This window comes from Mangrovibacterium sp. (assembly GCF_041596335.1).
Lineage (GTDB): Bacteria > Bacteroidota > Bacteroidia > Bacteroidales > Prolixibacteraceae > Mangrovibacterium.
In genome coordinates this window covers 54957-68226 of sequence record NZ_JBFHIT010000004.1, presented here as the reverse complement: position 1 = coordinate 68226, position 13270 = coordinate 54957, and the positions used below count along the sequence as shown (strand labels likewise).

General features: G+C 43.5%; 7 protein-coding genes. All 7 read right to left on the bottom strand.

From position 1 onward, the window contains the following. Positions 1-92: 92 nt before the first annotated feature. The 7 genes from ABZD21_RS02775 to ABZD21_RS02745 all read right to left on the bottom strand — a co-directional run bounded on the left by ABZD21_RS02775 (position 93) and on the right by ABZD21_RS02745 (position 13256). Positions 93-941 carry a hypothetical protein gene (locus ABZD21_RS02775; protein ID WP_372772739.1) on the bottom strand — a complete coding sequence of 283 codons (849 nt, stop codon included), beginning with the start codon at positions 939-941 and terminating at the stop codon, positions 93-95. Positions 942-971: 30 nt separating this feature from the next. Beyond that, positions 972-3689 carry a glycoside hydrolase family 78 protein gene (locus ABZD21_RS02770; protein WP_372772738.1) on the bottom strand — a complete coding sequence of 906 codons (2718 nt, stop codon included), beginning with the start codon at positions 3687-3689 and terminating at the stop codon, positions 972-974. 41 nt (positions 3690-3730) lie between these two features. Next, on the bottom strand, positions 3731-6643 hold the full coding sequence (locus ABZD21_RS02765; RefSeq protein ID WP_372772736.1) for a sugar-binding domain-containing protein: 2913 nt from the start codon (positions 6641-6643) through the stop codon (positions 3731-3733). Positions 6644-6911: 268 nt separating this feature from the next. Beyond that, the gene (locus ABZD21_RS02760; protein ID WP_372772734.1) at positions 6912-9257 is read right to left on the bottom strand and encodes a glycoside hydrolase family 3 N-terminal domain-containing protein; all 2346 of its coding nucleotides are present in this window, start codon (positions 9255-9257) and stop codon (positions 6912-6914) included. 20 nt (positions 9258-9277) lie between these two features. After that, on the bottom strand, positions 9278-10714 hold the full coding sequence (locus ABZD21_RS02755; protein ID WP_372772733.1) for a sulfatase: 1437 nt from the start codon (positions 10712-10714) through the stop codon (positions 9278-9280). 21 nt (positions 10715-10735) lie between these two features. Continuing rightward, the gene (locus ABZD21_RS02750; protein ID WP_372772732.1) at positions 10736-12121 is read right to left on the bottom strand and encodes a cellulase family glycosylhydrolase; all 1386 of its coding nucleotides are present in this window, start codon (positions 12119-12121) and stop codon (positions 10736-10738) included. Positions 12122-12227: 106 nt separating this feature from the next. Further along, positions 12228-13256: a DUF5627 domain-containing protein gene (locus tag ABZD21_RS02745; protein ID WP_372772730.1), complete on the bottom strand. Its 1029-nt coding sequence runs from the start codon at positions 13254-13256 to the stop codon at positions 12228-12230. Positions 13257-13270: the final 14 nt, after the last annotated feature.

Here is a 13270-nt window from a genome sequence, read left to right as displayed (position 1 = left end):
AGTGATTTGGCCCCGGCTATGAATGGTTGTCACCAAAAAAAGCAATAAAGCAAATGCATATTTTAAGTCGTTTCTCATCCGGGATGCCTTATTTAATTCTTATCAATGTAGTCCAGCAGAAAAGTCTTCACCTCCTCAACGGATCCTTGCTCTAAACCACCACTAACATTTGCACCTGTTAACCAATAAAGCACCATACCGGCATCGGAACAATCCCAATAACCTTTCTGGAATTTAACCACATCGTCCACTTCGGCCATTTTTCCCATCAACCAGATGAACTTTATCCGGTCATCAGCATGATTCATAGCCCAGTTCCACTGGTCTTCAGACACTTTTAAATTTATATTCTGATCCGGAATGCGAACCTCTTCGATACCAAAATCCAGAATTTGCTGCCATTTGTAAAAGTCGCCGGCATCGTCGTTTGCCGGGTGATGTGTGATCACTTTTACAAACCGGTGCTTTTCTTTTGGCGTTGCATCCAGCGCAAAACCTATCAAATCGGGTTCTCCAGCCTCAACAATCCACAGCGGATCATCAGCTGTTGACGCGTTGATGGCTTTTGCCAAATCTTTAATCGTTTCATCCAATTGCCATTTGGCGTCGTAAAAAGTTAACCCCTCGAAACCGCCCCAGCGTCTTGCTGTACCATCGCAAGTTGTTTGCATCATGGCATGCCGTTCTTTTTCAGCTGCTTCCGAAATTCGGTTCACCCGAACCAAATCGCAAGAATGAGAATAATGAACCAACCGACTTTCCATACCCGATGCACGTAGCAAGGCTATTGAAACGGCCGTTCCTCCCAGGTCGTCCGGGTCGGGTGAGTTTCCATCGGCAACAACTGCAATACGACCTGCAGGAGGATTTATTCTGCCTTGTGATATTGCGGCGTTCGTAAAAATCAACCCGGCAAAGAAGAATAGAATTAGCTTTTTCATCGTTAATTTTATTTTGATCGATTTTAACACTTAGTACTCGAACAGATAGTTACCGGAACCTAGTTTGATTGCCAAATTTGAACCAGACTCGCTTATACCTTGCTTGATTTCGTTACTGAGGATGTCTGAATTAAGCAATACTTGCTTGCCTGCGGCATTGGGCAGCGTTACGGTTCCAGTTGAATTAGCAGGAATTGTTACTTCATAAATAAATTTATCACCTTGGGTTTCCCAAGCCGATTTCACGACTCCATACATGGATTCAAATTCAACCTTTGCATTGGTTAGCCCTCCGCCAGGATGCGGATGGAACAAGATGTGCTTATAACCGGGATTTTCAACATCAATACTTAATCCGGCCACATAAGTGTATAACCACTCTCCGATTGCACCGTAGGAGTAATGATTAAAGCTGTTCATCCCTTCGATGATCGATCCATCCGGTTTCATGGTATCCCAGCGTTCCCAGATCGTAGTTGCCCCCATCGTAACCGGATATAACCAGCCCGGGAATTCTTTACGGTTCAGAAGCATGAAAGCCAGATCATCGCGTCCAATTGCAGACAAGGTGCTGCACAGCAAGGGAGTTCCTAAAAAGCCTGTTGTAAGATGACCGAACTTTTTCACATCATCGACAAAGTAGTTGATCGCATTTTCACGCAAATGCTCCGGAATAAGATCGAACGAAATAGCCATAGCGTAAGCTGTTTGCGTGTGCGAAACCAAGCGACCGTTTTCCGTTACAAATTCCTTGATAAAGGCTTCCCTGATCTTTGGAGCCAACCCCTCATATTTTGTGGCATCGGCTTCATTTCCTAAAATACGAGCGACTTTGGCCAGCAAGGAAGTCGAGTAATAATAATAGGCTGTTGCAATAAAATCCGTTTCTGTATAAGCGCCCGGATAGCCGGAATTGTCAGAGTGAAAAGAAAGCCAGTCGCCCCACTGGTGACGTTTTTCGTTCCAAAGGTAATCATCGCCGGCATGCTCTTTTACGTATTCCACCCAGCCTTTCATGCTTTCGTACTGTTCTTCCAAAATTCGCTTATCACCATAAGCACGATACACGGTCCAGGGCACAATAAGCGCAGCATCGGCCCAGCCGGCACAGCCGCCCAGTTTGTTATTCCACATATCAGGAATGACATTCGGAACCTGACCGTTTGGCCGCTGATCTGCAGCCAAATCTCGTAGCCATTTGGTATAAAAAGGAGCCACACCAAAATTAAAGGCCGCGGTCATGCTGAAAACTTGCGTATCACCAGTCCAACCTACCCGCTCATCGCGTTGGGGGCAATCGGTTGGAATATCCAGGAAATTATCGCGTTGTCCCCATTGAATGTTGCTTTGCAATTGATTAATCAATGAATCGGAACAAGTGAAGGTACCGGTAGGCTTCATATCGGAATGAATGACAATACCGGTAATTTTATCTTTTGTGACCTCTCCCGGATAACCTTCAAGTTTTACATACCGAAATCCGTGAAAAGTAAAATAAGGCTCGTAAACTTCTTCGCCCTCTCCTTTCAAGGTATAAATATTGGTAGCATCAGCTGTTCGCAGGTTTGTTGTATAAAAATTACCATCTTTATCCAGTACTTCGGCAAACTGAAGTTTTACTTTGTCGCCACTTTTTCCATTCACTTTCATGCGCACATATCCAACCATATTCTGCCCTAAATCGAGTACCAATTCGCCTTTAGGAGTAGTGATAATCTCGATCGGCGTGATTTCTTCAATGGCTTTAACCGGCAAACCGTTTGAAGCAACCAGAATATCTTTCGGATGATTCAAAATAGCAACTTCATCCCAGCTACCAGCATCGAAGCCGGTATTGGCCCAGCCTGACATTTCTTTGCGGGCATCGTATTTTTCACCATTGTAGATGTCAGATTCCAAAATTGCACCGTACGATGCTTTCCAGTTTTTATCGGATACAATCAGTTCACTTGTGCCATCGGCATAAGTAACTTGCAATTGCACCAGCAAGGCAAGTTTATCACCATAATAAGCTTTGTCGCCATCCCAGCCAATATAGCCGCGATACCATCCATCGCCCACCATGGCGCCAATTGCATTGTCCTTTTGCAACATGGAAGTCACATCGTAGGCCTGATACTGCACCCGTTTCTTGTAGCTGGTATAACCCGGGGTGAAAAGCTGATCGCCCACTTTTTCGCCATTAATAAACAACTGGTACAAGCCAAGCGAAGTCACATAAACCCGTGCTGATTCCACCTTTTTCGAGCAGTTGAATTCGTTTCGATAGTATTGCGCGGGCAATGATTTTTCCGAAACTTCTTCTTTCATCGTAATCCACGAAGCTTTCCACTCATCGGTACTAAGTATGCCTGTTTCCCAGTAAGCAGGTTCGCTCCACGAACTTACCTTGCCCTTGTTGTCCCAAATGCGGACCTGCCACCAGAGGCGTTCCATCGACTTTAGCACTGGCCCGTCATATTCAACATTGACCGATTGAGCGGAATTAACTTTGCCTGATGTCCAGTGCAATCGCTTTTGACTGGCCAGATCCGTGGGTGATTGAGCTACCCGAATCTCGTACGCTTCCTGCAACACATTTTGCTGATCGGAAACCATTTTCCAGCTTAGCCGGGGGCTTTTAACATCGATCCCTACCGGGTTCGTCCGGTATTCGCAAACCGGATTTGCCACTTGCAATTTAGCCGAAACATTATTCGCTAAGTTGCAAGCTAACAACAGCAGAAAAAATTTGATTATACTATTCATAAGCTAAAAATTTGATTCGCTAAATGGTTTCTTTATCGCGGTTAGTTTTCGTTGCCTCCGTTTTTTTCTTTTGCCAACACCACATACATGCGGCAATCTTCGGGTGCATTTCCATCGCAATTCCCGGCCATGATGATGCTTTCACCGGCTTTTGCTTCGCGTTTAAACAACGACATGGTGACGTCACCCAACTTGAAATCATCTCCGGTATCGGTATAATTCTCTTTCAGGAACTTGGGACGTGCCACCCGGTCGTCGTGTCCGACATAAATGGTCATGTCTGCTCCTGCCACAAATTGCAACTGGTCGCGCGCCCAATATCGATTATCGGAGTTTGGCATACGGACATATTCCGAACCGTTTAGATATCGGGGAATTGTGGTATAATTATAGGGCAAATCGGTATATGCTTTCTTTCCCCACATCGCGTTTGTCCGCAACATGGCCGGAGAATCGCCGGTGTAGCTAAACTTCGTAAATAGCTTACTCTTAATATTTTCACCCGGAGTAAATGGTGGAATGAATGGCGTATGAACAGGCATCGGTTCTTCGGTTGCCAATACCTCAAACACCTGTGGCATTTCGGTTGACAGACCATCGGCAAAATCGACCTTCAGCGAAGTCAATTCGATCGTTGCCGGTTTTAATCCTTCACGCGTAGCGGTAACCGTTACCGTTCCGGCTTGCAACAACGAACGCAATGCGACACGGTTGATCCCACATTCGGTATTTAGATACAAATTATTTGTCGAATTCTCCAATCCGCTGTTGTAACCACCGCGCCAGATAGCCGCACCGGATACCGTAAAATCAATTCGTCCTTTATCCAACGGGCAGCGTTGTCCGTCTTTATCCACTACCTCAACGTCGAGCAAAACGATATCCGATCCATCAGCCAGCCATCCTTTTGGCCCTGTGATCGGGCTTAGTTTTATGGCTACCGGCTCACCAATGGTCTTCTTGGCTTGTGCAACCCGTAATTCATCGGCAATAAATGCTTCAGCTTTTATCTCTCCTGATTTCCACTGAACGTCGGGGAATTCGAAAACATACCCATTATCGGGGATCGTGTCGATGCCGATCAACTCATTGTTGACATATAACTTAACTGCAGCGCAGTTGGAAACGACATACATCGTCTTTTTTGTGTCTTCTGTGTAATTCCAGTGTCCAACAATGTGCACCTGAGGTTCGGGGCGCCACATCGATTTTAGAGCATAAAAAGCTTCTTTTGGTAAGCGAACGCCATCAACTTCACCACTGGCACGCGTTACTTCGGTCGGGCAGCGACCTCCATGAGGGCCATCTGAAAACACCCAGTTAGCGCCGCCACTGTGATAAGGTTTCTTACCCATTTTATTCCACCAGTGATCGGCTTGCCTTACAGCGAAGTCCTCAGATGTCAGCTTGTAGGTATTAAGCTTGAAATTGGGATGGCTAAAGAAATTGTCGTCCGGAGAATACTCATCCCATGAACGGCGAGGTGATTCATCCCTGCAATATTCGCTTTCAACGATTGGCAGGTTCGTAAATTCACCTTCCCATCCTTCGGTGCCAATTTCAATGCTGACATAATTAACGGAATGGTCGGCCAAATCGGCCCGTCGGTTCCCCATCAATCGTTTACCTTTTGAGTCGTAGGTATTGATCACATCAAGAATTTGCTCGTAATGCGGAGCCGACTCGGCCCAGTTACCACCTTCCCAAATGAAAATAGAAGGGTGATTGCGATAATACACCACCATATCGCGGAAAGCAGCAATACGAATATCCCAGGTCTCTCCTTCATCTTCCGATTCTCCGGCAACGCCCGGCATTAAGGTTACAAAACCATATTTATCACCCATCGCGATCTCAGCCGGTGAGCCGGCACAATGTCCCCATCGAATAAAGTTACCTCCGGCTTCATCCATCAACTGATAAGTGAAATCGCGCAACCAGTCTGGTAATGCCGTTCCCAAACCTGCCCAGCTGTTAGTTGGTTTTTGTCCCCAGCCGTGCAATTTGGCATACTCGCCGTTATTGTAAAAGCCAGAGTCCTTATTAAATTCGAAGGTGCGAATCCCCAGTGGAGACTCATAAGTATCAACAACAGTTTCGCCTTCTTTTACAACAGTAAGTACCTTGTACATATAAGGGTAGCGAGTGTACCATAACTGAGGATTTTCAACTGTGGCTTTTGCGGTAACGATTTGTTTTTGACCTGCTTTTAATTCGGTCGAAGAGCTTGCAGTAGAGACTAAATTCCCTTGATTATCGTATATAAGTGCCTCTACCGAAATATCTTTATCTGCATCATATTCGTTAAATATTTCGGCCTCTACATACACATCCGCATTCTCCTTGCTGATATTCTCAGCGTACACATAGGTACCAACCGTCTTTAAATTATCATACAAGGGCAATGTAATGTGAAGCGGATCCATGGTATGCAGAAATACATTCCGGTAAATACCGCCATGGATAGGATGCCAGTGTTCGTGGTTCCAAACCAAAGGGAAATTGTCTCTGAAATCATCTCCCCGGTCATTGTTCACTTTTACGGCAATCACATTATCTCCGTCGAAGTTAAGGTATGGAGTCAGGTCGTAACCAAATGGAATAAAGCCAGTTTGGTTTTTTCCGAGGTATTCACCATTAATGTAGACATCGGCAATTTGACGAACTCCTTCAAATTCGATATAAACCTTTTTCCCCTTTTCGGTTTCAGGAAGCTTAAAATGTTTGCGATACCATACCGTACCACGCCATTGGTTGCTTTCACCATCGTGATGGCCTAAACTATAATCGTCAAAAGTATCTTCGTCATTAAACGTATGCGGGCAACTGATGGTGTTCCAATCTGCATCGTCAAAAGCGATGGCATCTGCTTTTTCCTGGTTGGATTTAGTAAATTTCCAATCGAGATTGAAATTATACTTCGCCCGGTTACCTGCAGGCGCTTCACTTATCATTTGGTTTTGGTTCCGACATGATAGCATTATCAGTACGGATAAAAGTGTCAGTACGATTGGCCATCTCAACACATTCCTATTTCTTTTGGTCATTTTCGTTTTCATTATTGATCATTAATTCTTATCTGTTCTGTTCTGTTTGATCTATATGCGACATTAATATTCAGTTTTAGCGTAACCCGGTATCCTTGATACAGAGTGTTATTTTAAAAAAACATCAACCAATTACCACGAACCCTATCATAAGCTCATGGTAATTGGCCGAGTGTTATTTTATACTGAATATTTTTTCAAGCCGAATATTATCTGATGCACTTCCTGCCATCAGGTTGAATTCACCGGGCTCTACAATCCTTTTTAAATCCACTCCGGTAAACGACAAATCGGTTTCCGGAACAAGAGAAAATTCAAGTGTTTTTTCTTCTCCTGCTTTTAACCATACCTTTTCAAATCGTACCAATAATTTTGCCGGGCGGGTAACCGAAGCAACTTTATCCCGGAAATAAATTTGTACAACTTCTGCTCCGTCCCTCTCTCCTGTATTTTTCACTTTTAGTGAAAACGTAACATCTTCATCGACATTAAAAGCCTCTTTATCAATATTTAAGTCGGTGTATTCAAACGAAGTGTACGATAATCCATGCCCGAATGCATAAACAGGAGTTGGTGGTGTTTCCCAATATCCTTTGTAGAACGAGTTTGCTTTCATCGAATAATAATAGGGGATCTGGCCAGAGGAATGCAAAAAGCTGATCGTTAATTTACCCGACGGATTAACGTCTCCAAAGATTACTTTAGCCAACGCATCGCCGTTTGTTTGTCCAAGATAAAAGGTATTTACTATTGCATTTGCCTTTTCTGCAATCTCAGGTATCGCATAAGGTCTGCCGCCCATTAACACAACAACCACTGGTTTGCCGGTTTTAATGGCATCCATTACCAGTTTTTTCTGGTTGCTCAACAAATCGATGGTTGAACGGTCGCCTGCAACCCCCGGTCGGTAAAATGCTTCCCTGCTTGTCGTCAGGTTTCCGCCGACACATACAATGGCAACATCCGATTTCTTAACGACATCTATTGCTTTCTGTATCGATTCCCGTTCTTCGGCTTCGGTATATTCAATGATGGCATCTTGCCCGTTTACATTATCAAACTTTGCAATTTTGCATCCTTCTGCATAGTTCACTTTAACCGATGTTCCCACGTAGTTTGTTATTCCTTTCAGGATATTCACAACATGGTCATTTTTTATGGTATAAGTCCCCATTTCATCCGATGCAGCATTTGGCCCGATAACAGCAATGTTCTTAATTTTTTTGCTGTTTAAAGGAAGAAGGTTGTCTGCGTTTTTCAATAAAACGATTGATTCTGTTGCCATTTTTTCGGCCAGTTCAACGTGTTTTTCGTTTCCGATAAAAGAAGCAAGACCTTCGGTTTCGGTATATGGATTTTCAAATAAGCCCAGCATAAACTTCAAGCGTAATATCCGTTTTACGCTTTCGTCCAATTGCTTTTCAAGTTCCGGATTTTGCTCTACAACCTCTTTCAGGTATTGAAAAGCCGAAGAAGAAGGCAGGTCAATATCCATCCCTGCTAATAATCCGAGCATTGCCGCCTCTTGCGGTGTTGCCGCCATGTGGTGAAATTCCTCCAGCCGTTTTATGTCGTTATAGTCTGACACAACAATGCCTTTAAAGCCCCAGGTATCTCTTAACAAATCCGTTAACAGCCATTTATTTCCATGGGCGGCCACGCCGCCAACTTCGCAATGAGATGCCATCATCCCCAACGCATTCGCTTGTTCAACAACTGCTTTAAAAGGCGGTAAAATATCGTCATGCAATACTTTGGTATCAATAGGTGTCGCGGCAAAATTTCTTCCACCTTCAACTTGGCCGTAGCCGGCAAAATGCTTTGGGGAAGAAATGATATGAGTCATGCCCGGATTCCCTGACATACCTCCTTGTAAACCCGAAATAATTGAAAGCGCCATTTGAGTGGTCAGATAGGTATCCTCGCCATAGGTTTCTTCAATCCGCCCCCAGCGTGGGTCTCTGCCAATATCAAGAACCGGTGTATGCGCTTCATGCCCACCTCTGGCTCTGGCTTCGCGGCCAATGACATCAAATACTTCATTTACAAGTTTCGGATTCCAACTCGATGCCATGGCAAGTGGTGTTGGAAAAACCGTAGAATTACGCCCGGCATGACCATGTAAACATTCTGTTCCGATAATTGCAGGTATCCCAAGACGGGTGTTTTCTTTTAGGTATTTCTGAAGGCTGTTGACCATTGCAACACTTTGTTCGGGTAAGCGCTGGTCGAATGTATTTTCAATGAAACCGATTCCGTTTTTTATTTGTTCTTCAATCGATTTTTCAATGGGCTCTACCCCTTCTTCAACAGCGGCCGATTTTCGGATAGAAGCTGCATTTAGTTGCATGGCCTTTTCTTCCAAGGTCATTTTTGATAGCAGGTCATCTACCCGATCGTCAATACTTGCATTGGGGTTTTGATAGGTTGCCTCAGCGTTTTCTGAAACACCATCGGTTCGCTTTTGCTGGCATGCTACAAAAAGCAACACAGCCAATATTATACTTATTCGTTTTTTCATGGGTACATCAATTTACAATCCTAAAACGCTTTATTAATCTTTGCTCGTTCCTCTGCTGAAACAGAATATTTCGCTTTTAACTCTTGATATCTCTTTTTCAACTCCTCCAGTTTATTTTTATAAGCCGGGTCAGCGGCCAGGTTTTCAATTTCGTGTTGGTCGTGTTTGGTATCGAACAATTCCTCAGAATCCACTTCAATGTAATTCATGTATTTAAAATCTTTACCAACAACACCTTCAACCATAGGTATTTGTGGACCACCAAGGAAGTAGTGTTGGTAAAAGAAATCGGTTCTCTCCGGAGTTTTATTTTCCACAACATCAATTAGGTTCATGCCATGCATGCCTTCGGGCACTTCAACTCCGGCCAATGAAAGAATGGTTGGAGCGATATCAATGTTCAAAGCCATTTGCGGAGCACGGTACTGCTTAATTTTATCGGGCAAACCGGGAGCGTAAATGAAAAGTGGTACCCGAACCGACTCTTCGTAACCATACCATTTCCCCTCCATACCATGTTCTCCTAAAAACATGCCGTTATCGCCCATCAGAATGATGATGGTATTGTCAGCAACACCCAGGCTTTCCAATTTGTCTCTCAGTTTTCCAACAACATCATCCACACCAGTAATCAGGCGGTAGTAGTTTTTCACATTTTCCTGATACAACTCAGGCGTTCCAAACAATCCTTTCCATCGTTCTCTTCCAAAATTTGCTTCTGTCCGGAGAACATCAGGCAACTTTTCCCAATAAATGGGGTCGGCAGTCACTGGCGTTGGAATGGTTACATCCTGATAATAATGTTGGTATTCGGGTTGAATGACATATTTGGGAGGATTGCCATCCTGCTCGTGTGGAGCTTTAAAGCTAACCGAAAGGCAAAACGGACCTTGATCGGCAAACTTATCGACAAAGCTTAGAATGGATTCCCCAATCGTGTCGGTATCGTGAATTTCTTTTCCGTTTTTACCGATTGTAATGTAATCAGGTTGCGCTTTTCCGCCCTCTTCGGTATCGAATACAAAATCAAATTCATGAAATGGCGGGTGATGCCCAACACCATATTTTCCGATGAACCCAATTTTGTATCCAGCCTCTTTCAGCAGGTGCGGATAAGATTTCTGATACACGTCTGGCTTTAAATCCGTGTTGAAATCGTGCACCCCGTGACCTGACTCATATAGCCCGGTTAGTACACTGGCACGGCTAACGCAACAAATGGAAGTTGTAACATAAGCGTTCTGAAACAGAATTCCCTGTGTGGCTAACGCATCCATGTTGGGGGTTTGAATGATTGGGTTTCCCATTGCCCCCATTCCATCCCATCGCTGATCATCGGTTAGCAAGAAAATAATGTTCGGTCGTTGTTTGGGCTCCACTTTTTGCTCTGAAAAACCGGATATTGAACTAGTTAACCCAAGCATTAAACAAGCTGCAGTTCGACTACTCTTATACATTATATTGTTTTTTGTGTGTGATTATTCATTCCAATTACTTGTTCCCGGGACGATTCTTAAATGCAAGTCTGCTTGATCTAGCGGCCATTTCAGTACAACCAATTGCTGCCGGCTGCTGTCCCAAACAAAATCTTCAGGCTTGCTGTTTCTATCGGATTTGCGGACCTCCAGTCCGGTATTTTTCAGGGGATTGTGACATAAAATGAAGGAATCGTTTACGACAATCGTAAATCCATCGGGGTAATGTCGGTCTGCACCAACAAATATTTTTGAAGCGCCTTTGCTATTATCCGATCTTAGATACAGATCGAAGCTACGGGTCGCGAATTCGTATTTGAATGATTGAATATCGCCTGCAATGCATTGAGGATATGGACGGGCGATGATATCGGTAATATATTTTCGTTCAACCGTTCCAACGGCATTTTTATCGCTAAAAATAGCCCAGGTGGAACGCCCTCCGGGCAGAAAGTTTTGCATTGTCGGATTTCCTGAAAACCAAGCCTTTATTGAATTCACGCCCAAGCTGTCGAACAACTCGGCTGTTCGGATATAGAAATCCATATAATTCAATTGCCCTAACTTTCCGTTCATGGTTGAATCGGTTGTAGCGAAGGTTGGAAATCCCCATTCACCAATAAAAACCGGAGCATGAAGCATCTTGGATTCTTTTTCGAACCGAAGCATGGTATTCTTCACCAAGTCCTTCTTTTCCTGATAAATATGAGGTGCAAAAAGAATATTTTTTCGTTTTATAGAAGCGGTGAATTCGGCATATTGGTTACCGTTTATCGCTTCTCCTTTATTCATAAAAACAGATTGGATCAGGCAGTATTTGGAGGGATTTATTTTTTGGCATTCATCGATTAAACGCTGATATAAAGGGATGAGGTATTGATTGGTTAAATCAGTGTACGAAATATCCATCGTTAGCTTTCGCGGTTTGTTTACAATGTCGTAACCAAGAACCGACGATTCATCTTTATATCTTTCCCAAATTACTTTCCAGGCATCGATATAAAGTTGATGTTCATTGTTTTCATTTACCCAAAATTCTTCCCATGAAAACTGACTCACACCATAAACCGTCATTTTAAAGACTGTTTTTAAGCCTGCATTTTTTCCAAATTGAACAAGCGAATCGAGTTTTAACAAATATTCGGGGCTGAGTTTTGCTCCCGGTAAGCTGCTTAGTTTTCCAAGTTCTAACCGAATAACCTGCGAATTGGCACCCAACCGAACCATACGGGCATAATCGTCGTTGGCGAAGTTACCATCATTCGTTACCACAACAAACCCACGATAGATGGCCTGGCGGCCATTTTCATCGCGAAGAGCATGTGGCAATTGAGCAGACAGAGTTAATGTGGAGCAAATTAACAGGCTCAACAGGATTAGGTTTTTCATGTCGGAATAGATTAGATTGAACGAGAGATTCATCGAAAAAAAAAGGCTGCCCAATAAACATGTCTGGACAGCCTCTCATACCTAAAACAACTTATCCATTAAACTATTATTCAGAGAGTTCAACTGTGAATTCTTCGAATACAACATTTCTATCTCTAATAACCAAAGTATCTTTTACGGTGTGGGTTTCATTGTTTGCAGCATCAGTATAGCTGTAATCCAAATAGATCACATCTTGCTTCTCGCCGCCCCATTCATCACCGTCAACAACAAATTTTCCTGAACCGGAAACATTGTAAGCATCTTCGCCGAAGCTACTGATGGTACAATTACCATCCTCACTAAATGCCAACTCAATGTTCACATTTCCAGGACTCGATAGTGAGCCCCTGCGAACAAGATTTGACAATTCAACATTGTTTTTCCCTGTTGTGGTGATGGTTACCAGCTCGTCTCTTTCAACATATTCCGCATGATATACGCTGCTCTCTTTTTCGCCGGCAGAATTTGTCATTTCGTCAACTCCGCGGCGCAAATACATGCCTTGGTATTTATTCATGAACTTAATTCCGAAAAGCGTGTAATCTTTAGGCAAAACTTCCCAATCGTCAGCTACAAACCTGTTCGGATTGCTAACCAGTGGTACACCTGTTAAAAGAGAGTCTAATCCTTCGATTTCGGTTATCAAAAGAGGGATTACATAATTAATCTGGTTTACACCGGCAAACGAAAGCGGATCATCGAAGAACGCATCGTTAAGTTGTACCGGAATGCGTCCTTTAATAGAGCCAGCTGGAATAGTTACCGGGCTTTCGGCCTCGATGGTATAATAGCTGGAAGGCAAAGCTTGTACATTGGCAACTCCATCCAGTAATTCAGGAGCCAGCTTATAATATACTTTCCGGTCTTTGTCATTGCTGTAAACACCCGTCATGGTGACACCGATTTCAAATCGGTGATTGTTGTCGTTGTCATTAAATCCCAAATCATATTCACCCAAAATCAACGATCTCGCAGGCGTTTGATATGGAAAATAAACTGAAGTACTACCATAATCGTCATAATCTATATCCTGGTTTTCACAAGCCACGAAACTTAGAGCGACAGCGAATAGTATTAATAATTTTGCTTTCATATTTAACGTTTTAT

What these genes read in the sequence shown, in the direction of transcription:
- ABZD21_RS02745 (WP_372772730.1), bottom strand. Translation starts at nt 13,256, where the DNA reads ATGAAAGCAAAATTATTAATACTATTCGCTGTCGCTCTAAGTTTCGTG.
- ABZD21_RS02760 (WP_372772734.1), bottom strand. Translation starts at nt 9,257, where the DNA reads ATGAAAAAACGAATAAGTATAATATTGGCTGTGTTGCTTTTTGTAGCA.
- ABZD21_RS02750 (WP_372772732.1), bottom strand. Translation starts at nt 12,121, where the DNA reads ATGAAAAACCTAATCCTGTTGAGCCTGTTAATTTGCTCCACATTAACT.
- ABZD21_RS02765 (WP_372772736.1), bottom strand. Translation starts at nt 6,643, where the DNA reads ATGATAAGTGAAGCGCCTGCAGGTAACCGGGCGAAGTATAATTTCAAT.
- ABZD21_RS02775 (WP_372772739.1), bottom strand. Translation starts at nt 941, where the DNA reads ATGAAAAAGCTAATTCTATTCTTCTTTGCCGGGTTGATTTTTACGAAC.
- ABZD21_RS02755 (WP_372772733.1), bottom strand. Translation starts at nt 10,714, where the DNA reads ATGTATAAGAGTAGTCGAACTGCAGCTTGTTTAATGCTTGGGTTAACT.
- ABZD21_RS02770 (WP_372772738.1), bottom strand. Translation starts at nt 3,689, where the DNA reads ATGAATAGTATAATCAAATTTTTTCTGCTGTTGTTAGCTTGCAACTTA.